Origin of the sequence: Acinetobacter towneri (assembly GCF_001758345.1) — a bacterium.
GTDB lineage: Bacteria > Pseudomonadota > Gammaproteobacteria > Pseudomonadales > Moraxellaceae > Acinetobacter > Acinetobacter towneri_A.
On the sequence record NZ_MKQS01000017.1, the window covers coordinates 1 to 23,580 of the forward strand.

Genomic DNA, 23,580 nt, shown 5'->3' on the forward strand with positions numbered 1-23,580 from the left:
AAGCATCAATCGATTTCATATTGATCTAACGATCAAACAAAAACTTGATTTAGTTAAGGCTAAACAATAAAATTCAGACCCAATAGCCAACCTGTTAATAACTCATTTGGAACCAAGTAAGGCATTACATGCAAAAGCAAAGTAACTAAGACCCGAACAAGTCCATAAACAGTTGTGCTGGCGACAATAGCAAGAGTGAACCACCTGATCCCTTCCCGAACTCAGAAGTGAAACCTCTTCGCGCTGATGGTAGTGTGGGGTTACCCATGTGAGAGTAAGTCATCGCCAGCTCATTATTCTAAGTCCCCTTTCTTAATCAGATCGGGGACTTTTTTGCATATAGAAAATATTAAGAAGAATAAAAAGCCTTAAACATAATTTAAGGCTTTTAAAATTATTGAATATCAAATACTTAGAAATGTGCTTCTAAGCCTAAATATGGACCTTTAAACTCTAATTGAGTTTCCTGATTGGAATCTTGATTGAGCTTAATATCTAAAATGCGATAGCCCGCTTTTAAACCCACATCGACCAAAACGGTATCGACAAAGTTATATTTAATTTCTGCCTGAGCATCACGAACTTCATTGTCGCTATTTTTGGCGTAATTAGCTTCAGCTTTGGCACTTAAACCCGTAAACGGTAATTTGACTGCTGCTTCTGCATACAGCATAGGTAAAGTTTCACTGACGTCTTGTGTCGAAAACAAATTCGATCTTAAGTCGCCTTCAAGTACTTTGGCACCAAATCCAACATCTGCTGCAACAATGTTATCTAAAATTTCATAATATAAAATGAAGTCTGAGTAATCTAAATCCAGCTGATTGATTTTTACACCAGCAGCGCTTTGCTCGCTTTCGGCCTGCAAATTGGCATGCTTAATTTTGGCATTGGGTAAAAAAGGAACAGGATGTTCTACTGCCAGACTGAAGGGTAAGGCAAAATCGTTATCTAAGTTTGGTGATAACTGGACCTGATTCCAGTCTGCGCTATATTTCCAATAATCTACACTGGCTTTTACCCCAATAATATCGGCATGCACCGCTGAACAACCAATTAAACTGCATGCTAAAGCAAAACGTTGTAATGTAAGCATATAAACCCTAAGTATTTTTCATCATCATTTGGGATGAATAGTTTGGTGTTGTGATGTTCTCGTGACAAAAAATCATGTGAAATATTGTCCAACTTAGCGCATCATACATTTTCTTGAATTAAAATTCTTGTAAAAATATAGCCTAATTCGCGCCAAAAATAGAGGATTTCAGTATGCAAAATGTCCATCCACCTGTCGATTACCCGCTCTATCTTGCCAATAAAGCAGTAGAAACAGGGCAATGGTTAGCCGTTCAGCATAAATATTCTCAAAAAGTATATGCGCGTGTTGCACTTGCCGATACGAAAAGTATTGAAAAAGCTATTCGTGCAGCAGTAAAAGCTGAAGCAGAAATGGCAAAATTACAGCCCTTTCAAAAACAAAAAATTCTCTTGCATTGTGTGCAGCGTTTTCAAAACATGCGTGAAGAATTAGTCGAAATTTTAATTGCCGAAGGTGGAAAACCACGTTTGGCTGCGATGGCAGAAGTCGAGCGTTTAATTAATACCTTCCAAATTGCGGCAGATGCTGTGTCTCAACTAGATGAAGGACGAATTTTACCGTTGGCGGTGACGGCTGCTGCTGCGAATTATCAAGGGATGGTTAAGCATGTACCGATTGGTGCTGTGTCTTTGATTAGCCCTTTTAATTTTCCGTTGAATTTAACTGCACATAAAATTGCGCCCGCGATTGCTGCAGGTTGCCCTTTTGTATTAAAACCTGCCAGCGCCACGCCTATTTCAGCATTGAAAATTGCAGAAGTGTTGGCTGAAACAGATTTACCTCAAGGTGCGTTTTCAGTATTACCTTGTGAGCGTGAGCAAGCCGATGTTTTAGTGACTGATGACCGTTTTAAACTGCTCAGTTTTACTGGTTCAGATGTGGTGGGTTGGGATATGAAAGCCCGCGCAGGACGAAAAAAAGTAACCCTAGAGTTGGGCGGCAATGCAGCGGTGATGATTGAACCCGATACTGAACTGAATGATGCATTGATTCATCGCTTAATTAGTGGGGCGTATAATCATGCAGGGCAGGTGTGTATTAGTGTGCAACGTATTTTGGCGCATGACGACGTGTATGCTGAACTGAAAAAGAAACTTGTGAGTCAGCTTAAGAAAATTAAAGCAGCAGATCCTGATTTGGACAGTACTTTAGTCGGGCCAATGATTAAGGAAGCTGAAGCGCAGCGCTTGAAAAAGTGGATTGATAAAGCGGTGAAAAAAGGTGCAAAAATATTGGCAGGTGGTGAGCTGAAAGGTGTGATGTTTGAGCCGACTTTATTAGAACAAGTCGATCCAAATTTGGAGGTTTATAAAGATGAAGTTTTTGGCCCTGTTGCCATTTTGGAAAAATATTCATCTTTTGAGCAAGGAATTGCACGTATCAACCAAAGTCGTTTTGGTTTACAGGCGGGTATTTATACACAAAGCTTGGAAAAAATGCTTTACGCATGGGATCAGTTACAGGTCGGAGGGGTGATTATTAATGATATCCCTTCTTTCCGCGTGGATAATATGCCTTATGGTGGCGTGAAAGATTCGGGTTTAGGGCGTGAGGGAATTCAATCTGCTATTCGGGATATGCAGGAAGAGCGTTTATTAGTGATTAAGCGTTAAATATTTAATATGATGATGTATTGGCATAAACAGAGATAAAGGTGGAGTTAACTCTGAATTTTGAGATGATTCACGAAAGCGCTGGAGTTCGGTGAATAATCAGCTACAGCGCTAGTGTAAAATAGATGAAAAGTAAAATAACTCAAATAGCATCACAATTTCATTCCAAATAGTTATAGAACGTATAACTAAAAAATCAAGTCAAAATGGAGTGTAATTTGAACGTTTGATTAAAATAAGCATGCAAAAAGCATCTTTCTAAGCAGAATTTACAGAAAAATTGTTCAAAAATGAGTATTGTTAAGCCATACAAAAGTGAATATTAGGCAAAGACTTTAAGCAAGATTTTCCGAATATTTTGCTGTTTGACCTTTAGATTTTGATGCTCAAAAGGTGTGACTCTAAAGCAAACACCCAGATTATTATTTTTTGCTGGATATTTTTTGCGTGCGCTAAAGTACCGTTATATAAAGTAAATTTAAGCTAATGAAAAAGCAAATTATTTATATAAAAGGTCAGAATTAAAAAACAAGCAGCAAAAAATAGCCTGAAGTTTAGGTGTTCTATGACAGATTCTCGTGAGAGTTGGTCCGCGCGATCAGGCTTTATTATCGCAGCCATTGGTTCTGCGGTCGGGTTGGGTAATATTTGGCGTTTCCCTTATGTTGCCTATGAAAATGGCGGCGGCGCATTTTTAATCCCTTATTTAATTGCGATCTTTGCCGCAGGTTTGCCATTGCTGTTTTTGGACTATGCAGTCGGGCATAAATACCGTAAAGCACCACCAACCGCTTATAAAAAGCTCATGAACAGTGAAGCATTGGGCTGGTGGCAGGTGATGGTGACTTTGCTGATTGGTATTTATTATGCTAGCGTATTGTCTTGGGCAGGCAGTTATATGTTCTATTCCATTGGTCAGCAATGGGGAACAGACACTGAAAAATTCTTTTTCACAAGCTACTTACAAAATGGTGAAGGTTTAGCCTTTGGTTTTGTACCAACCTTATTTATTGGCTTAGTCATCGTGTGGGCGGTGGTGATGTTCATTTTATATGGTGGGGTAAAAAAAGGCGTTGAGCTGTCAAATAAAATTTTTATACCACTTTTGCTGATTTTATTCTCTATTCTCGTGGTTCAAGCGTTACGTTTACCGGGTGCAGTCGATGGCTTAAATGCTTTCTTTACGCCTAACTGGGAAGCGATGACGAATTATAAAGTATGGTTAGCTGCCTTTGGTCATATCTTCTTCTCGCTTTCAGTTGGGTTTGGGATTATGTTGACCTACTCATCATACCTAAAACGTAAAACTAACTTGACTGGTTCAGGCTTGGTGGTTGCACTTGCAAACTCATCTTTTGAAATTTTAGCGGGTATTGGTATTTTTGCCGCACTTGGTTTTATGGCGTACAGCGCAGGTTCATCGGTAGATGAAGTGGTTTCGGGTGGTATTGGTTTAGCTTTTATTGCATTCCCAAAAATCATATCTAGCTTGGGTGCTGGTGGCGATTTATTTGGTTTCTTATTCTTCGCTTCATTGACGGTTGCAGGGGTGACTTCAATGGTGAGTATTCTGCAAGTGCCTATTGCTGCGTTCCAAGACAAACTGGGTTGGTCGCGTAAGCGTGCAGTAACCATTATTGCAGGTGGTTCAGCAATTGTTTCAACTATTTTATTCTCTACCCACAGTGCGATTACTTTTGTCGACATCATTGATTACTTTGCCAACAACATTGGTATTGTTGGTGGTGGTTTATTGTCGATTATTTTGGTGACTTGGTTCCGTCGTCCATTGCTCAAAGAATTGCAGCAACACGTTAACCAATACTCAAGTATTAAATTGGGTTTGGGCTGGAATATCCTATTAACCATCGTGACTCCGCTTTCATTGCTAGTCGCTTTAGCTTTAACCCTTAAATCTATTTTTGCAGAAGGCTATGGGGGTTATCCATTACACATTTTACTCACCGTGGGTGGTGGTACCGTGGCGCTCTTTATTATTGGTGCGGTATTGTTTAGTCGTTTAAAAGATCAAGACACAGCGGAGAAATAACATGAATACATCTGCATTGGTGATGTTGATTATTTCAACAGTGGTACTTTGGGGTGGTTTGGTTTTGGCGATGATTCACCTGATCAAAAACCCAGATGAACTTGAAGACTAAGCATTTTGCTGAATGGGTGCGATGCTGTAAAGCATTGCACCGACTAAATAAAATAACCCTTGATTGATTCAAGGGTTATTTTTTTGGAAAGGCTATTAAATGAGAAGGATCGTTAAAACAAAAACACCTTAGGCGGTTTTTTCAATACGACAATAATAAAAACCATCACCGCGTCCTTCTTGCGGTAATAATTGGCGTCCATATAATTGTGGAATACCCCAATCTGCATTTAGTTTGACTTCTTTGGCATTTTGATGCTCGGCAAAGAATAGCTGCATTTGCTGTTCATTTTCGGCTTTTAAAACCGAGCAGGTAATGTAAAGCAAGGTGCCGCCAACTTTGAGTTGCTGCCACATCTGCTGCAAAATCTGTTGCTGTAAAGCCACTGTTTGCTGAATATCACTAGATTGGCGCAGCAAACGAATATCTGGATGACGACGCAAGACCCCAATGGCAGAGCATGGCGCATCCAATACAATACAGTCCACCGCTTCACTGGCATTCCATGTGGTTGCATCGGCAGCCAAAATTTCGACTTGCGCTTCTTGATTCAGTTGCAGACGTTCTAGGTTTTCGCTGACACGTAACAGACGTTTGGCATCCTGATCTAAGGCAATCAATTTTTTAGGCTGAAACTTTTCAAGCAGATGTGCTGTTTTACCCCCAGGTGCTGCGCAGGCATCCACCACCACTTTGCCATCTAAATTTGGCAAGAGCGTTGCACACAGTTGGGCATGTTCGTCCTGTACTGAAAAAATACCTTCATCAAAACCAGGCAAGTCTGGAATGTGCACATTTTGCAGCATCACAATACCAACTTCAGACACGGTGCAAGCTTCTGCAGCAATCTCTTGTTCCTGCAAAATTTCTAAATAGTCTTCACGGCTAATTTGGCGTGTATTGACTCTTAAGGTTAGCGGGGCCGTTTGCTTTAACGTTTGCGTCAGTTGTTCTAGTTGTTCGGGCCAATCTTTTTTTAGGCGTTTATACAACCAACTTGGCAAACCATGTGCTTTCGCCAAAGCCGTTTGAAATTCCGATGTTTCACGTGAAACACGACGCAGAATCGCATTGACCACACCACTGAGCGGCTGATAGCCCAATTGTTTGGCTGCAGTTACGGTTTCGGAAATTGCGGCATGACTGGCTACACGGGTACACAGCACTTGATATAAGCCAACATATAAACAGGTTTCAACGGTTTCATTGTTGAGTGGTTTTACCAACAGCGGCAAAGTAATGCTTTTTAGGGCATACCATTGACGCAAGGTGCCCAAAACCAGCTCATGAAACAAGGCGCGGTCACGTTCTGATACTTTGTTTAAATGTACAGGTAAAATGMTCGCCAATGATTGCCCTTGTTGTACAGCAAGTAGCGTACGAATAACTTGGGCACGCAAGTTCAAATGTGAGTTGCCTGATTCAGAATGGCTCATGCGAGAACTTGTCCTGTTTGAAGTTTTTGGGTTTGAATGATTTGTACAGGATTCAGCGGTTTAGCACCTGGCCATTGCAACGAGCTTAAGCACACTGCTTGTTGATCACCACAAGCGACGTGTACACCTTGTTTGTCCAGTTTTAATATTGTGCCAGGCACTTGACCTTGTGCAGATTCATCTGATAATGCTGAACCCCACACGCGTAAGTTTTTAGTGTCGTCTAAAGGGATAAATGCCACCGGCCACGGGTTAAAAGCACGGATATTACGGTCAATTTCGGCTGCAGTTTGTGACCAGTTAATTTGCGCTTCGGCTTTGGTCAGTTTGTGTGCATAGACTGTTAAGGCTTCATCTTGTACTTCACGCGCAGCCAAATAGTCTTGTAATTTTTGTTCTGAAGCCAATACTTCAACAATTGCTTCGGCGCCTTGCTGCGCCAGTTTGTCATGTAAAGTGGCAGAGGTGTCTGTTTTAGTAATTGGGCATCGGGTTTTATACATCATATCGCCCGTATCTAAGCCCGCAGCCATTTTCATAATGGTGATGCCTGTTTCAGTATCCCCTGTGGCAATAGCACGCTGAATCGGTGCTGCACCACGCCAACGTGGCAATAAAGAACCGTGAATATTCAAGCAGCCATATTTAGGTGTATCTAAAACCACTTGCGGCAAAATTAAACCATAGGCCGCAACCACCATCACATCGGCATTCAATGCAGCTAATTCTTGTTGAGCCGCCAGACCTTCTTCAGTAGATGATTTAAAATGCAAAGGTTGATAGACAGGAAGATCGTGTTGAAGTGCCAATTGCTTCACCGCAGATGCTGTGAGTTTTTGTCCGCGTCCTGCTCTACGATCAGGCTGAGTGTAAACTGCGACAATCTCATGTTCGGTGTTCAGGAGTGCTGCCAAAGCGCTTGCAGCAAATTCAGGCGTACCTGCAAAAACGATTTTCAATGGAAATCAACCCATAGTTTTAGATGACGCGGCAATTATAACAAATTGCGGCCCAAAGGTCGGAACGGGTTGTAATAAATCCACCTTGTCGCTGTGCTGCGCTAAAAATCATTATGATAAAAATTAGTAATGCAAAATTTAAAAATTATTCATGAAAGTTTTGTATTGAATTCAGTATGATCAACAAAGTGCTGTGGGTTTTCGTCACTTTTTATCCATCATAAAGTCGCTAAAGCAGCAGCCTTACTACCTCAAGCTGTAGTAAAATAGAAAGATTCTTAAACTGTTTTGCAGTGATACAGATCTTGCAAACAGTATTATTTCGCCAGAATGAATTTCAGATTCATTTCAGCACAACCCAGTTGGAACTTTATAATGCCTGACTATCGTTCAAAAACATCGACACACGGAAGAAATATGGCGGGTGCACGCGGCTTATGGCGTGCAACGGGTATGAAAGACGAAGATTTCGGTAAGCCGATTATTGCGGTGGTCAACTCATTTACCCAATTTGTACCTGGCCATGTGCATTTAAAAGACCTCGGTCAAATGGTGGCAGAACAAATTCAGGCGGCAGGTGGTGTGGCTAAAGAATTTAACACCATTGCCGTAGATGACGGGATTGCCATGGGCCATGACGGCATGTTGTATTCATTGCCATCACGTGACTTGATTGCCGACTCGGTAGAATACATGGTCAACGCGCACTGTGCCGATGCTATGGTCTGTATCTCCAACTGTGACAAAATTACCCCAGGGATGCTGATGGCTGCCATGCGCCTAAACATTCCAGTGGTGTTTGTATCTGGCGGCCCAATGGAAGCAGGTAAAGTCAAAATTCGTGGCAATGAACACGCGATTGACTTGATTGATGCGATGATTGTAGCGGCAGATGATAACTATACCGATGAAGAAGTCGCTGAATACGAGCGCTCAGCATGTCCAACGTGTGGTTCATGCTCAGGGATGTTCACTGCCAACTCAATGAACTGCTTAACAGAAGCCTTAGGTTTATCTCTACCTGGCAACGGCTCAATTCTAGCAACTCACGCCAACCGTAAAAAACTGTTTGATAAAGCAGGTCAGTTGATTGTGGAATTGGCCAAACGCCATTATGAACAAGACGATTACAGCGTATTGCCACGTTCAATTGCAACCAAAGCATCTTATGAAAATGCTATGACGTTGGACATTGCCATGGGCGGTTCAACCAACACCGTATTGCACTTGTTGGCGGCTGCCAATGAAGCAGGTGTAGATTTCACCATGGATGATATTGACCGTTTATCACGTAAAGTACCTGTATTGTGTAAAGTTGCACCTGCCAAACAAGACGTTCACATGGAAGATGTACACCGTGCGGGCGGTATCATGTCTATTTTAGGTGAGCTGGATCGCGCAGGTTTATTGGACACTTCAGTAGGCACAGTTCACGAAGCGACTTTAAAAGATGCTTTGGATAAATGGGACATCATCCGTACCGAAAATGAAGACGTTTACCAGTTCTTCCGTTCTGCACCGGGCGGCGTACCCACCCAAACTGCATTCTCACAAGACCGTTACTATTCACGTTTAGATGGTGACCGTGACAATGGTGTGATTCGTAATGCAGAACACGCCTTCTCTAAAGATGGTGGTTTGGCGGTACTTTACGGCAACATCGCTTTGGATGGTTGTATTGTCAAAACTGCAGGTGTGGATGATTCCATTTTGAAATTTAACGGCACAGCACGTGTTTTTGAAAGTCAGGATGCTGCAGTAGACGCGATTTTGGGCGGTAAAATCACAGCGGGTGATGTAGTGGTGATTCGCTACGAAGGTCCACGTGGTGGCCCAGGTATGCAAGAAATGCTCTATCCAACCAGCTATTTGAAATCGAAAGGTTTAGGCAAAGAATGTGCCTTACTGACCGATGGTCGTTTCTCGGGCGGTTCTTCAGGTCTTTCAATTGGTCACGTTTCTCCAGAAGCGGCTGAAGGTGGTGCGATTGGTTTGGTTGAAGATGGTGACCGTATCGAAATTGATATTCCAAACCGCAGCATTCACTTGGCAGTAGATGACGCCACTATGGCGGCACGTCGTGAAGCGCAAGAAGCCAAAGGTTGGCATCCTGCAGAAGAACGTCCACGTAAAATTTCTAAAGCGTTGAAAGCCTATGCCATGCACACCACCAGTGCGGCAAAAGGTGCGGTACGTGAAATCTAAGCAGTACTTGGCAATTTAAGCTGCCATAAAAAGCACTCCAAAATCGGGGTGCTTTTTTTATGAGTCTGCAATGAGCGATGTCAGTAGTGCAACAAATTCGATCAATAAAATTAGACAGGCATTTTCGTTTACATCCTGCCTGCTTTCGATACAATGAAAAATAAAATAAATCGTCATAATGAACACGACATTTCACCCATCTCGCTAAGGAATCAGCCATGAGTAAACAGAATATCCGCGAACATTCAGCCGAAGTCTATGAAGGCATTGAAAATGCACCTGCACGCTCCATGATGCGTGCGGTGGGTTTTAAGGATGAAGATTTTACTCGTCCATTTATTGGCATTGCATCGACTTGGGCCAATGTCACACCATGTAATATGCATATCGATGGCTTGGCGCGTGAAGCAGAAACAGGCGTGAATCAGGCAGGTGGTAAAGGCATTATTTTCAATACCATCACCATTTCAGACGGGATTTCAAACGGCACTGAGGGTATGAAATACTCATTGGTTTCACGTGAAATCATTGCCGATTCAATTGAAGCTGTGGTGGGCTGTCAGGCCTATGATGGTGTGATTGCCATTGGTGGCTGTGATAAAAACATGCCAGGTTGCATTATGGGATTGGCGCGTTTAAACCGTCCGGGCTTGTTTGTTTATGGCGGCACGATTAAACCGGGTGCAGGACATACCGATATTATTTCGGTGTTTGAAGCCGTGGGTCAGCACGCCAAAGGGGAAATTAACGAAATTCAGGTCAAGCAGATCGAAGAAGTGGCTTTGCCGGGTGCAGGCTCGTGTGGTGGCATGTACACCGCGAACTCTATGGCATCGGCGATTGAAGCACTGGGCATGAGTTTGCCGGGGTCTTCAGCACAAGAAGCTGTTTCTCAAGACAAAATGGATGACTGCCAACGTGCAGGCGAAGCAGTCATGAATTTGTTACGTTTGGATATTAAACCACGTGACATTATGACCAAATCTGCCTTTGAAAATGCCATTAAAGTGCTGATTGCTTTGGGTGGATCGACGAATGGCGTGTTGCATTTAATTGCCATGGCACATTCTGCAGGGGTTGAACTCACACTCGATGATTTCGTGCGTATTGGTCAGGAAACTCCAGTGGTGGCCGATGTACGTCCATCTGGTAAATATTTAATGTCGGAGCTGATTGCCATTGGCGGAATCAAACCATTGATGAAACGCATGCTAGATGCTGGCATGCTCGATGGTTCTTGCTTAACGGTTACAGGTAAAACTTTGGCAGAAAACTTGGCCGATGTTGCCGATTATCCTGAAGGTCAGCAGATTATTTTACCGTTTGATGCACCAATCAAAAAAGATTCGCACTTGGTGGTTTTAAAAGGCAACTTATCGCCTACGGGTGCAGTGGCAAAAATTACAGGCAAAGAAGGCTTGTATTTTGAGGGCCCTGCGCGTGTCTTTGAAGGTGAAATTGGTGCGATGCGCGGCATTTTAGATGGTGAAGTGCAAGAAGGTGAAGTAGTTGTGATTCGTGGTGAAGGCCCTAAAGGTGGCCCAGGTATGCCAGAAATGCTGAAACCGACATCTGCAATTATTGGCAAGGGCTTGGGTAATTCAGTCGCGTTAATTACCGATGGACGTTTTTCGGGTGGCAGTCACGGTTTTGTGATTGGACATGTGACCCCAGAAGCGTATGAAGGTGGGCCAATTGGTTTGGTGAAAAATGGCGATAAAATTTCGATTAATGCTGAAACCCGTGAAATGACTTGGCATGTGTCGGAAGAGGAAATGGCAGCGCGTAAATCGGCATGGGTCAAACCAAAGCCAAACTATACCCATGGTGCATTGGCGAAATTTGCTAAATTGGCATCGGGTGCAGAAAAAGGTGCAGTGACTGATCTGAATTTAGAGGTTTAATTGCTCATTTTTATATGAATTGATATAAATCCTTGTGTACTATTGAAGGACGAGCGCACATGATTTGCATGTGGCTTGTCCCCAAACCACAAGGATTTTCTTTTTAGAGGCTGATCTCATGTCACTGTTACGCCGTTGGTTCGATCCGATCCGATCCAGATGGTTTTATCAAAAACCATCTCGGCAAGCGGTGTTGTCCACGGAACACGGACTGAGTGTGTATTTACGTCTAGATGATGTATATAGCTATTTGGCTGTACAGCAATTGCCGCAATTAGAAGATATTCTGGCCGATGAATTAAAACCTTTAACCGTGGTGATTTCGCGGCAAAGTGGCGATGCACCGAACCAAATGTCGGCTGTAGAATGGCAAAATTATTGTATCCAAGATGCACAAATTCTTGCCAAACAGCATCGTTTTAGTTTTCACGATACCCCTGAACCGCCAACTGCAGAGGCCTTAATGCAGGCAGAAGCCATTTTGCGGCATACGCCGTTACGTGGTCAGGATTTCTTGTATTTACTCGAAGATGTGTTCCACATGCTGTGGCAAAAGCAGTCGGGTAAATTACGCACCTTATATGCCATGGCCAGTCGTCATCATCAAATTCAGGATTTTTCTGAACGGGTTTTTGATGATGTACCTGTATTGGCCAGTTATTTTGAATTTGGTGGACGTAAATATCATGCCGTAGATGATTTATTGCGTTTGACTCGCCGTTTAAAACAACAAAAATTACTCACCGATAATCCTATTTTCTTGATCAATCATATTGAATGGTGTGAGCATTTAATTAGTGATGCCGAAGAACTCAATGAAATTCAGGCACTCGACCCTGAATTGGATTTATATATCGCGCTGGAAGACCCAATTTCTTGGTTGTTATTGGCGTATATCAAAGAAGAATTGGCTGCCTATTACAATATTCATTTGAATGTGTATCCTTTGTCCTATCATGGGCGTGACTGCTTTGACTGGAGTTTGGCGACGCGATTATCTAAACGTACTGATGTTGCATTTACGCCGTTTTGCCGCCCGACCGAGCAGGCGACTTATCAAATGGCTCAACTGTATTACAGTGTGCCTGAAGAACAGCGTGTCGATGCCATATATCGTATTTTGCAGGCAGTGTGGACGAGGGGACAGGATTTATCCTTTAAAGCGCATTTTGAGCGTATGCAGCGTGAACTCGAGTTAGATCAACTGACCACAGCGGATGTGACTGAGTTGCTCAAAGAAAATGATATGCTGTGTGAAATGAAATCTCAGCCTGATTTTCCTGTGTTGGAATTGCGTATAGATGGACAAAGCTACGTGTTTAATAGCTTATATCGGGTGTGGATGATTGAAAGTATTTTCAGTAATGTGTTAGAAGAAAAGTATAAGAGTGAAACCGAAACTGAAAGTGTAGCCCAAGCCCATGAACAATGAAAAAGTAAAATCATTACAACAAGCACGTGACAAAATAGACCAAATTGATGTGGCTTTAATTGAACTGATTGCATCGCGTCAGTTTTATGTCGATCAGGCGATGCGCCATAAACAGACTGTGGATGATGTACAGTCGCCACAGCGCGTGAAAGAAGTGATTGAAAAAGTCCGTGCTTTGGCTGTGCAGCATGCAGTCGATCCTGACATGGTCGAGCGTTTGTATCACGATATGATTCAGCATTTTATTCAGCGTGAATTAAAAGAATTTCGTCCTTAACTGATCTATCTCTAAGTTTGGGCGATGCTTCAAACGCAGCCCAAACTTTGCATTTATGCGGTAAAACCGCGTATTTATATGCCATCTTGGTATTCAAAGCATAATTTTTAAAAATTATTTGCTTGTTTTTTCTGCAGGTGGCTTTGAGCGCTAAGCCTTGCCTGTCTTGGCTTTGCTGGGTTTTTAAAAAGAATTGGTAAAAAAAAGAATATGATTTTATTACATTTTTTAACATTGTAAGTTTGCTTTATTTTAAAAAGTATATATATTGTATATACATCTTTTGCAAAGCAGTCTTTATCTTGGAGAGATCAGCAATGAACGAGCAAATCAAAAAAATAAAGACAGGCAAGAAAGATGGACAACTTTTAATTCGTATTAATAGTACTGAACGTGATGAATTTATTCGTTTATGTGAAGAACTTGATACTAGTGCTGCTCGTGAATTAAGAAAATTTATTCGTAGTTTTGTGAAACAACACAATGGCAACGAATAGCCTTACTAAGGAGTAATACCATGGCTAAGCAAGTTAAATCTTTGAAGCAACAAATCAAAGCACGTTTGAAAAAGATTTCAAAACATAAAGGCAAATTGAAGCAACTTAAGCAAGAGCTTAAAAAACAGAAATAAGCCAAGTAAAAGCATTATCTCTTAAAAACGGTTCATTCTAGACAGACCGTTTGAGGTAAAAAAAGACCGAACAATCACTGTTGTTCGGTCTTTTTGCATTGTTTCGGCATTTGCTTAGGTTCAAGCAAATGACCGCAAGTTCTGATTAAGAGGGATCACGCAAACTAAAGAACCAGTTCAGGAACAAGGCTGCAAAAGTTGCTGTCCCAATCCCGCCCAAGTTAAAGCTGCCCAATTGCAACGCAAAGTCACCCGTTCCTAAAATAATGGTCACGGCAGCCACCATCAGATTTTTGTTTTTAGAAAAATCGACTTTGTTTTCAATCCAGATTTTCGCGCCAGCAATGGTAATCAAACCAAATACCACAATCGAAGCGCCCGTTAAAATGGCGGTAGGAATGGTATGGATGATTGCCCCAAATTTGGGTGAAAGCCCAAGGAAAATTGCAAAGACCCCCGCCACCACAAAAATAATCGTGGAATACACGCGGGTAACAGCCATCACCCCAATGTTTTCACCATAGGTAGTCATACCCGGTGCACCGACACCACCTGCAAGGGTTGTGGCAACACCATCGGCTACAAAGGCTTTACCAATGTGTGGATCKAGGTTTTCACCAGTCATGGCACCTACTGMTTTAATGTGTCCCAAGTTCTCTGCCACCAAAATGAAGGCAATTGGGGCGATAATTAGCATGGCATTCACGTCAAATACAGGCGCGTGAAAGTCTGGAACACCAAACCACGCGGCTTGCTGAATTGGTGTGAAGTTAATTGGCGTACCCCAACCCATGACATTGGTGACCATAAAATAGATCAGATATGACATGAGTAAGCCGATTAGCAGTAAAAGACGTTGCAATAAACCTTTGGTAAATACAGCAATCATGCCCATACACAGCACAGTTACCAATGCCATCCACATATTAAATGGATTGCCAGCAACGGCTTTGACTGTGACTGGGGCAAGGTTTAAACCAATGATCATCACCACTGCACCTGTCACCACAGGTGGCATCAATTTTTCAATCCAACGGGTGCCTGTAGCCATGACCAAAAAGCCAATCAGGGCATATAAAATACCGCAGGCAATAATCCCGCCTGCCGCAACCCCAATATTGGCATTTAAACCGCCTGCTGCGCCTGCATAGCCTGTGGCAGCAATCACCACCCCAATAAAGGCAAAGCTCGAACCTAAATAACTTGGCACGCGCCCACCTGTCATGAAAAAGAACAGGATGGTACAAATCCCTGACATTAAAATGGCAAGGTTCGGATCAAAGCCCATTAAGAAAGGTGCAAGTACCGTAGCACCAAACATGGCAAACGCGTGTTGTATCCCCAATATAACGGTTTGTGCAGGCGGTAGATACTCATTGGTCCCTACAGGACGTGCATCAATGCTGCCCCCATAGGGGCGCCATTTGGGAAACCAATTGGACATAAAGTGAGCACTCAAAAGCTAAATTGAGCACATCATACTCTTGTATTGCATAAATTTTTTAAAAATTTTGCGAGGAAACTGACCAGCTGCTTATTTTTAGGATTAAATTTTACTATTTGTTAAAAATTGCATTTAATATAAATAAGTAATTTTATTTATAAATTTAAAGAATGTATTGCCGCATTAGTGGGATGAAAGCAGACTAAGAATAAATTTAATTGCACATAATTTAGACTGATTTTTAGCCCCGCAACGCATGTCTTAGTCCATGTTTGCTTTCACGTTATTATGTCCACTGTGTTTGGTTTTATGAAGCATGAGCCTAAGTCATTTCTAAGAGAGAGCAGTAGCCACAAGCAGAGTACAGACTCTGCTTGTTGTACTATCTATTCGTAGAGGCTTAACCTGTATTGCGTAAGCCTGCTGCAATCCCTGCAATGCTTACCATGAGGGCATGATCGACAGGGGTATGTTCGGCATTCTGTTCTGCCAAATATAAACGACGACGTTTCATCAACTCTGCCTGTAGCAAATGCAGCGGCAATAAATACGGTTTACGCACCCGCATCGATTGATCTAGCACATCATTGCTGCTGAGCAATTGCGATTCCCCTTTGAGAGTCAGTAACGTTGTTACGGCATCCCGCAGGCGTTGACGCAGTTGCTCACCGAGTTCTTTCAGGTCTTCGTCATCGGTCAGGTGTGACTCATAATACAATGCAATATTGCTGTCGGCTTTAGACAACACCATTTCCAACATATCAATTAAAGTCTGGAAATAAGGCCAATCGCTGAGCATTTCATCTAAAGTGGCTTTTTGTCCCTGATCGATTGTTTGGTTAATTGCCGCGCCTGTCCCTAACCAAGCAGGTAGCATCAGACGGATTTGCGTCCATGCAAACACCCAAGGAATGGCACGTAAGGATTCAATTCCACCGCTGACTTTACGTTTTGCAGGACGTGAACCGAGCGGCAACATCTGCAATTCTAGCTCTGGCGTAACGGTGCGTAAATATTTCACAAAATGGGGATTTTCACGCACAGTTTGACGGTAGACCTGTACCGAAAGTTCGGTCATGTTATGCATGAGCTCGCGCCATTCTGCCTTCGGCACAGGTGGTGGCATCAGCGTCGCTTCTAAGGTAGCAGCGGTATAGACTTCCAGATTTTGCAATGCAACCCCTTCAAGTCCAAATTTAAAACGAATCATTTCGCCTTGTTCGGTCACGCGAATTGCACCTGAAATAGACCCTGGTGGCTGTGAGAACAGTGCTTGTTGAGTCGGTGCACCACCACGGCTGATGGAACCACCACGACCATGAAATAAGGTCAGCTGCACAACATGTTGCTGCGCTACCGCAGTCAGTTCTTCCTGAGCGCGGTACTGTGCCCAGTTGGCAGACATAAAACCTGCATCTTTGGCGGAGTCTGAGTAGCCAATCATGACCTCATGTTTACCCTGAATATGCTGTTTGTACCAATGCATATTAAATAGGGTATTCATGGTCTGGGCAGCCCCATCCAAATCTTTCAGGGTTTCAAACAGCGGCACCACACGTAAAGGATGCTGAATGCCTGCTTCTTTTTGTAGCAATAACACCGCCAACACATCACTTGGATATTCCGCCATGGAAATAATATAAGCGCCCAAGCTTTCTTGCGGCTGTGCAGCCAACGTGCGCATGGTAGCAAACACTTCTTGCACATCGGGATGTTGAATCAGGCTTTCTGCAGGTTCCTGCATGAATTTTGGCAATAATGGACGTTTGCTTTGCAATTCTTGAAGTAGGAAGTTCTGACGCGCTTGTTCAGTCCAAGTTTCAAAATTGCCCAAACCTAAATATTCGGTAATGGCAGAAATGGCTTGGCGATGACGTCCAGACTCCTGACGAATATCCAGTTTCAGTAATTCAATACCAAAACAGTTGACCCGATGAATCAGATCCAACAATTTGCCATTGGCAATCTCTGATAGCTGGCAAGCGGTGAGTGAGCGATAACATAGCAATAAAGGCTGTAACAGTTCATCTTTGCTTTTAATCACCAAGCTGTCATCGCCATCTTTGCCTTGTAATTTGGCAGCCAACCAATCACGGGTGGCTTTTAGGCGTTCACGAGTGTCACGTAAATATTCACGATACGGCTCTGCATGGAAATGTCCTAAAGCATCGGCCAGTTCAGGGCTGCATTGCTGAATCGAGAGTTCCCAACGCAAGTTTTCAATATCGCGTAAATATAATTCTGCTGCTTTCCAGCGCGACAACCACAATACTTCTTGGGTGACTTTATGGGTGACATTAGGGTTACCATCACGGTCACCACCCATCCATGAAGCAAAACGCACAGGGGCAACGGTTAGCGGCAAGTTTTGCCCACAATGTTCTTGCACAATGCCGTCTAATTCACGCATGAATTTAGGCACGGCATTCCATAAGGTCTGCTCAATGGTGGTAAAACCCCATTTGGCTTCATCGACTGGGGTTGGGCGATGCTGACGAATTTCATCGGTTTGCCAAGCTGAGCTGATGAGCTGTTTTAAATCTGCCAAAACTGCCTGACGTTCACGTGGCGTCAGTTTTTGTTGATCCATTTTAGATAGGCAGTCATTAATATCGTCATATTTTTGAATCAGGGTACGACGGCTGACTTCAGTCGGATGCGCAGTTAAAACCAATTCAATTTTCAGTTCGCAGACTTGTTGAAAGAGGGTTTCTGCAGAAATTTGGTTGTCTTTAAACTTGAGGAATAAGCGATCGAGAGGGTTTGGAGAAACAGCATGTTCATCAAATTCGCTTTGGCGACGACTCCGCACCACATGATATTGCTCGGCGATGTTGGCAAAGTTCAAAAAGTGGGTAAAGGCACGGGTGAGCGGTAAGATTTCGTCATCTTCTAGACTTAAAAACAGTTGTTCGAGTTGTTTTTCAGCTTCGGCTTGTCCATCGCGCGCGCCTTTAGATAAAGCACGAATTTGTTCGACCTGATTAAACAAATCTTGTCCTGCGTGTAACTTGAGGGTCTCACCCAATAAGTTGCCAAGTAAGCGTACGTCATCGCGTAGAGGAGCATCAATTTGTTGAATCATTCGTTGTTCTCCATGTTCTGTGTTTTTTACTCTGTTAAGACTATACCCCGATTTAGAAACAATCCAAGCGGGCTATCTACAAAAGTTGCATGGAATTTGCGCATCTGAAGTTATAGAGCCAAGCGGCAGTATTTAGGAGAGAAATACAGGGCGGAGTGGAATGCTATTTGGTAAAAGAAACTCCGATTTAGATCAACCTTTATTAGCCTGTTCAGCCATAACGCAGCATAAAAATACCAATCGCATCTTCAATAATTTTTTGAGATTGTGCAGCATCGGGCACGGCACGTACACCGAGTAAAACTTCGTGGTGACGTAAACCATGCAGTAAGGAAACGATCAATTCTGTTTGTGTTTTAGGTTCATCTGCCTGAATAAATTTTAGTTCTGCAGCTTGACGAAAGAAGCTTTCCCACATCGCGCGAAGTTTGGCATGTGAGGCATTGTAAAACTGCAATGCCAACGGATTTTGCTCCGAGGCCAGCTCCATCAGCAAGTGCTCTAATTTAATCGCTTCAGGCATATTGACCAAGTTCAAGGACAGTTCACAGGCTTGGTATAAAGCCTGCTTAAAATTGCGATGTGCAGTCAAGTCCAAAGGCTGTGCTTTGAGCAGACTTTCACAGGTTTCTTCAATGGCACAGGAAAATAAGGTGGCTTTGTCTTGAAAGTGATTATACACCGTTAATTTGGTCACGCCTGCTTCACGTGCAATCTGATTCATACTTGAACCATGAAAGCCCAACTTTAAAAACAAGTGTTTTGCCGACATTAAAATACGTTGGCGTTTTTCTAAATCTTTGGGTCTTCCGACATGAATCTGCACACGCTCCTCCTAATTTGCATCAGTACAACTAGAAAATGACGCTTCAGTTTTAATTAATGTACCTAGTGGTATATTAATTAAAAAATAATCAATTTAATATACTGCGTATTCTGCCCTAATAAAAACGTTTAAATAAGAGCACGCGAGATGAAAACGACTCAGAATCTCATTGGTAGCCTGATGCTGCTGTGCTGTATCACCCTAATGGGATGCAGCAAGCAAAAAACCGAGGTTGAACAGGAAGTTCCTTTGGTGATGGTGACCCAGCCCAGCAGTTTACATCTTGAGCAAAAAAGCTATGCAGGCGAGGTACAAGCACGTCAGCAAACTGCTTTGGCATTTCGGGTTGCAGGGCAAGTTACACAGCGTTTTGCCGATGTGGGAGATCAGGTTAAGGTTGGGCAAGTCTTAGCAACTCTGGATGTGCAAGATGCAGCATTACAGCTCAATGCCGCACGTGCGCAACTGGAAAGTGCGCAATCTGCTGCAAAAGTTGCCAGTGATGAATTGCAGCGTTTTCAGCAATTGTTACCCATGAATGCAGTCAGCCGCTCGCAATATGATGCAGTCAAAAACCAGTATCAACATGCCATGGCACAGTTGAAACAGGCACAGTCCAATTATGCGGTTAGCAGTAATCAAACCGACTATAACCAGTTGCGTGCCACAAAAAATGGCGTGATTACTGAACGCAATATTGAAGTTGGGCAGGTTTTAGCGGCAGGGCAGGTCGCTTATCAATTGGCGATTGATGGAGAACGTGAAGTCGTGATTGGCGTGCCTGAACAAGCAGTTGCTGATATTCGGGTCGGGCAAGAGGCAACTGTCAGTTTATGGTCACAACCTGATAGTCGTTTTACAGGTAAGGTTCGAGAAATTTCCCCTGCGGCAGATCAGTCGCGTACTTTTAAAGTCAAAGTGGCTTTACGCGAAGGCAATGCACAGATTCAATTGGGGCAAAGTGCGCGGGTATTTCTGACTCGCCAAGCCAATCAGGGTTTATATGTACCTTTATCTAGCGTATCGGCAACGGGGCAACAAGCTTTTGTTTTGGTTTTACAGCCTGATTCAACCGTGCGCCAAGTTCCTGTTACCTTGGGCGCTTATGGACGGGACAGCGTGCCTGTACTCAGTGGCTTGCAGCCGCAAGATTATGTGGTGATGGGTGGGGTACATTTACTGCGTGATCGACAAAAAATCCGCCCAATTAACCGTGACAATCAAACTGTACAGGCGGTCAATACTAAAGCTCAGGCAGCTCCTGCTGCTACACAGACGGAGCGTTAAAATATGAATTTTAACTTATCCGAATGGGCATTAAAAAATAAGGGTTTAGTGGTCTACTTGATGCTGTTGTTGGGCATTGTTGGTATTTTTTCCTATTCCAAATTGGCACAAAGTGAAGATCCACCGTTTACCTTTAAAGTGATGGTGATTCAAACCTATTGGCCAGGAGCGAGTGCCAAAGAGGTTTCCTTACAAGTCACTGACCGTATTGAAAAAGAATTGATGAGCACGGGCGATTATGAACGCATCATGGCTTATTCGCGTCCGGGCGAGTCCATGGTGACTTTTATTGCCAAAGATTCCATGCGTTCCAGCCAAATTCCAGATGTCTGGTATAAGGTGCGTAAAAAGGTCAATGACATTCGCCATGAATTGCCACAAGGGGTACAAGGCCCATTTTTTAATGATGAATTTGGCGACACTTTTGGTAATATTTATGTGCTGACAGGCGCAGACTATGATTACGCTACCCTCAAAGAATATGCCGACCGTTTGCAGCTACAATTGCAGCGGGTCAAAGATGTGGCCAAAGTCAATTTGGTCGGTTTGCAAGACCAAAAAATCTGGATTGAGTTGTCTAATACCAAAGCCGCACAACTCGGAATTCCTGTTAGCGCGATTCAGCAAGCCTTACAACAACAAAACAGCATGGCAAGCGCAGGTTTTTTTGAAACCAATTCAGACCGTATTCAGGTACGTGTGAGTGGTGCATTGAACAGTGTTGATGAGCTGAAACAAATGCCACTGTTGGTGAATGGCACCACCATTCAACTGGGCGATGTTGCTGAGGTCTATCGTGGGTTTAGCGAACCGGCCCAACCACGTATGCGCTTTATGGGCGAAAACGGCATTGGCATTGCGGTGTCGATGCGTAAAGGCGGAGATATTTTGGCTTTGGGGAAAAATCTGGAAACAGAATTTGCTCGTTTGCAAAAAACTTTGCCTTTAGGCATGCAACTGCAAAAAGTGTCTGATCAACCTGTAGCGGTAAAACACAGCGTCAATGAATTTATGAAAGTCTTGGCTGAGGCGGTGATTATCGTGCTTTTGGTCAGCTTCTTTTCATTGGGTTTTCGTACTGGCTTGGTGGTGGCATTTTCCATTCCACTGGTTTTGGCGATGACTTTTGCAGGTATGCATTTGTTTGATGTCGGGCTGCACAAAATTTCACTCGGTGCGCTTATTCTAGCGCTCGGATTATTGGTGGATGATGCCATTATCGCCATTGAAATGATGGCAATTAAGATGGAGCAAGGCTATAGCCGCTTGCAAGCGGCAGGCCATGCCTGGCGAACGACTGCTTTCCCTATGCTGACTGGGACATTGATTACCGCAGCAGGTTTTTTACCCATTGCTACAGCAGCCTCAAGTACAGGGGAATATACCCGTTCAATCTTCCAAGTGGTCACCATAGCTTTGGTGGTGTCCTGGTTTGCTGCCGTGCTATTTGTGCCCTATCTGGGCGATAAATTATTGCCAGATTTTCAGCGTCATGCACAGCGAGCGCCTTGGTATCAACTTCTTTGGGCGCGTGTACGCAAACAAGCTGAGCCGCAGCCTGTGGTGCATCAGGCTGGTGAGGTGCATGACCCGTATCAAACCCGTTTCTATCAGGTATTTCGGTCATGGGTAAACACCTGTGTGCGCTATCGTAAAACCGTAAYTGTGGCCACTATTGCGATTTTTGTGTTATCGATTGCAATGTTTAAATTGGTACCTCAACAATTTTTCCCGCCTTCCAATCGGGCAGAAATTTTGGTCGATTTAAAACTAGAAGAAGGTGCATCGCTCAAAGCCACCGAGGCCGCAGTCAAAAAAGTTGAAAAGTTTTTAGCACAACAACAAGGTATCGACAATTATGTGGCTTATGTAGGTACAGGTTCGCCACGTTTTTATTTGCCGCTAGATCAGCAATTGCCGCAAGCCAGTTTTGCTCAATTTGTGGTGTTGGCATCCTCCTTAGAAGACCGCAATGAAATTCGTCGTAATTTATCAGAGCAAATTCGCTTGTTATTGCCAGAGGTACGTACTCGCGTGTCGTTATTGGAAAATGGTCCGCCTGTGGGTTATCCATTGCAATTTCGCGTGTCAGGGGAAGACTTGGCACAAGTACGGCAATGGGCGCAGCAAGTCGCAGCCACCATCAGTGCCAACCCAAACAGCACCAATGTGCATTTAGATTGGGGTGAGCCGAGCAAAGTCATTCAATTGCAAATCGATCAAGACCGTGCCCGTCAAATGGGAGTGTCGAGTCTAGATTTGGCTAACTTCCTCAATAGCTCTATCAGTGGTGCCGCAATCAACCAGTATCGTGAAAAACGTGAACTGATTGAAATTCGTTTACGTGGAGATCAAAGTGAGCGCCTAGATGTTGCATCCTTAAGCAGTTTGGCTGTACCGACTACACGTGGAACATCGGTGCCATTGGCACAAATTGCACAAATTGAATACCGTTTTGAAGAAGGTTTAATTTGGCATCGTAATCGTTTGCCAACCATTACTGTTCGTGCGGACATTAGTACAGGTTTACAACCTGCAACGGTGGTGAATCAGATTCAGCCTGAGCTTGAAAGCTATAAAGGTACTTTGCCAAGTGGCTATTTAATTGAAGTGGGCGGCACGGTTGAAGAGTCGGCACGTGGGCAAAAGTCAGTCAATGCAGGCATGCCAGTTTTCCTTGCAGTGGTGATGACCTTGTTAATGATTCAGCTGCGTAGCATGTCTCGTGCGTTCATTGTATTTTTGACTGCACCGCTTGGCATTATTGGTGTGGTATTGTTCCTGTTGCTGTTTAACAAACCCTTTGGTTTTGTGGCGATGCTCGGCACAATTGCCTTGTCGGGTATGATCATGCGCAACTCCCTGATTTTAATTGATCAGATTGAACAAGACATTCTTGCAGGAGAGTCACAGTGGGATGCAATCATTAATGCCACGGTACGCCGTTGTCGTCCAATTGTCCTTACAGCATTAGCGGCTGTTTTGGCGATGATTCCACTTTCTCGCAGTATTTTCTTTGGCCCGATGGCTGTGGCAATTATGGGCGGATTAATTGTCGCGACCTTATTAACTCTGTTCTTTTTACCTGCGTTATACGCCCAGTGGTTTAAAGTGAAAAAAAATCCACATAATCTGTAAAAGTGACATAATAACGGGTGCGAAACTTGGAAAATTTCAATATAGTAGCACCTTATATTTTTCAGCCTTTGCATACGTTACA

The 23,580-nt window shown here is 43.4% G+C and carries 16 protein-coding genes and 1 rRNA gene; 11 read left to right on the forward strand and 6 right to left on the reverse strand.

All coding sequences use genetic code 11. The annotated features are described in order from the left end of the window. Positions 1-176 precede the first annotated feature (176 nt). Positions 177-291: ribosomal RNA gene (gene rrf, locus BJN41_RS09770) — 5S ribosomal RNA — on the forward strand. Positions 292-412: 121 nt separating this feature from the next. Here rrf and BJN41_RS09775 read toward each other — a convergent pair. After that, a complete protein-coding gene (locus BJN41_RS09775) occupies positions 413-1,096 on the reverse strand; it encodes a TIGR04219 family outer membrane beta-barrel protein (RefSeq protein WP_070154882.1) in 684 nt (227 codons plus the stop codon). 173 nt (positions 1,097-1,269) lie between these two features. On the opposite strand from BJN41_RS09775, the gene BJN41_RS09780 reads away from it, so the two are divergent. The 3 genes from BJN41_RS09780 (at position 1,270) to BJN41_RS14815 (ending at position 4,874) form a co-directional block, all read left to right on the forward strand. Then, positions 1,270-2,712, forward strand: coding sequence for an aldehyde dehydrogenase family protein (locus BJN41_RS09780; protein ID WP_070154884.1), 1,443 nt, complete (start codon positions 1,270-1,272; stop codon positions 2,710-2,712). 565 nt (positions 2,713-3,277) lie between these two features. Further along, entirely contained in the window at positions 3,278-4,762 is a 1,485-nt protein-coding gene (locus BJN41_RS09785) for a sodium-dependent transporter (protein ID WP_070154887.1), read from the forward strand. Between the two features lies 1 nt (position 4,763). Further along, entirely contained in the window at positions 4,764-4,874 is a 111-nt protein-coding gene (locus BJN41_RS14815; protein ID WP_004970370.1) for a methionine/alanine import family NSS transporter small subunit, read from the forward strand. Between the two features lie 128 nt (positions 4,875-5,002). Here BJN41_RS14815 and rsmB read toward each other — a convergent pair whose 3' ends face one another. Further along, complete coding sequence (gene rsmB, locus BJN41_RS09790) at positions 5,003-6,310, reverse strand: 16S rRNA (cytosine(967)-C(5))-methyltransferase RsmB (protein ID WP_070154889.1); 1,308 nt, start codon at positions 6,308-6,310, stop codon at positions 5,003-5,005. After that, on the reverse strand, positions 6,307-7,269 hold the full coding sequence (fmt, locus tag BJN41_RS09795; protein ID WP_070154891.1) for a methionyl-tRNA formyltransferase: 963 nt from the start codon (positions 7,267-7,269) through the stop codon (positions 6,307-6,309). The genes rsmB and fmt overlap by 4 nt, the downstream gene beginning before the upstream one ends. Before the next feature lie 375 nt (positions 7,270-7,644). Between fmt and ilvD (BJN41_RS09800) the strand changes: the two genes are divergently transcribed. From ilvD (BJN41_RS09800) to BJN41_RS09825, 5 genes are all read left to right on the forward strand, one after another. After that, positions 7,645-9,474 carry a dihydroxy-acid dehydratase gene (ilvD, locus tag BJN41_RS09800; protein ID WP_070154893.1) on the forward strand — a complete coding sequence of 610 codons (1,830 nt, stop codon included), beginning with the start codon at positions 7,645-7,647 and terminating at the stop codon, positions 9,472-9,474. Between the two features lie 218 nt (positions 9,475-9,692). After that, entirely contained in the window at positions 9,693-11,378 is a 1,686-nt protein-coding gene (gene ilvD / locus BJN41_RS09805; RefSeq protein ID WP_070154895.1) for a dihydroxy-acid dehydratase, read from the forward strand. Between the two features lie 118 nt (positions 11,379-11,496). Further along, positions 11,497-12,810, forward strand: coding sequence for a hypothetical protein (locus BJN41_RS09810; protein WP_070154897.1), 1,314 nt, complete (start codon positions 11,497-11,499; stop codon positions 12,808-12,810). Next, entirely contained in the window at positions 12,800-13,087 is a 288-nt protein-coding gene (locus tag BJN41_RS09815) for a chorismate mutase (RefSeq protein ID WP_019837337.1), read from the forward strand. The genes BJN41_RS09810 and BJN41_RS09815 overlap by 11 nt, the downstream gene beginning before the upstream one ends. 317 nt (positions 13,088-13,404) lie before the next feature. Next, positions 13,405-13,584 carry a hypothetical protein gene (locus BJN41_RS09825; protein WP_004970356.1) on the forward strand — a complete coding sequence of 60 codons (180 nt, stop codon included), beginning with the start codon at positions 13,405-13,407 and terminating at the stop codon, positions 13,582-13,584. 279 nt (positions 13,585-13,863) lie between these two features. On the opposite strand, the gene BJN41_RS09830 is transcribed toward BJN41_RS09825, so the two are convergent. The 3 genes from BJN41_RS09830 to BJN41_RS09840 form a co-directional block, all read right to left on the reverse strand. Continuing rightward, the gene (locus BJN41_RS09830) at positions 13,864-15,162 is read right to left on the reverse strand and encodes a solute carrier family 23 protein (protein WP_070154901.1); all 1,299 of its coding nucleotides are present in this window, start codon (positions 15,160-15,162) and stop codon (positions 13,864-13,866) included. A gap of 400 nt (positions 15,163-15,562) precedes the next feature. After that, positions 15,563-18,247, reverse strand: coding sequence for a phosphoenolpyruvate carboxylase (gene ppc, locus BJN41_RS09835; protein ID WP_070154904.1), 2,685 nt, complete (start codon positions 18,245-18,247; stop codon positions 15,563-15,565). 211 nt (positions 18,248-18,458) lie between these two features. Beyond that, complete coding sequence (locus BJN41_RS09840; RefSeq protein ID WP_070154906.1) at positions 18,459-19,073, reverse strand: TetR/AcrR family transcriptional regulator; 615 nt, start codon at positions 19,071-19,073, stop codon at positions 18,459-18,461. A 147-nt stretch (positions 19,074-19,220) separates the two neighbouring features. Here BJN41_RS09840 and BJN41_RS09845 point away from each other — a divergent pair, with 147 nt between their 5' ends. Both BJN41_RS09845 and BJN41_RS09850 read left to right on the forward strand, forming a co-directional pair. Beyond that, the gene (locus BJN41_RS09845) at positions 19,221-20,360 is read left to right on the forward strand and encodes an efflux RND transporter periplasmic adaptor subunit (RefSeq protein WP_070154908.1); all 1,140 of its coding nucleotides are present in this window, start codon (positions 19,221-19,223) and stop codon (positions 20,358-20,360) included. Between the two features lie 3 nt (positions 20,361-20,363). Next, complete coding sequence (locus tag BJN41_RS09850) at positions 20,364-23,498, forward strand: efflux RND transporter permease subunit (protein WP_070154909.1); 3,135 nt, start codon at positions 20,364-20,366, stop codon at positions 23,496-23,498. Positions 23,499-23,580: the final 82 nt, after the last annotated feature.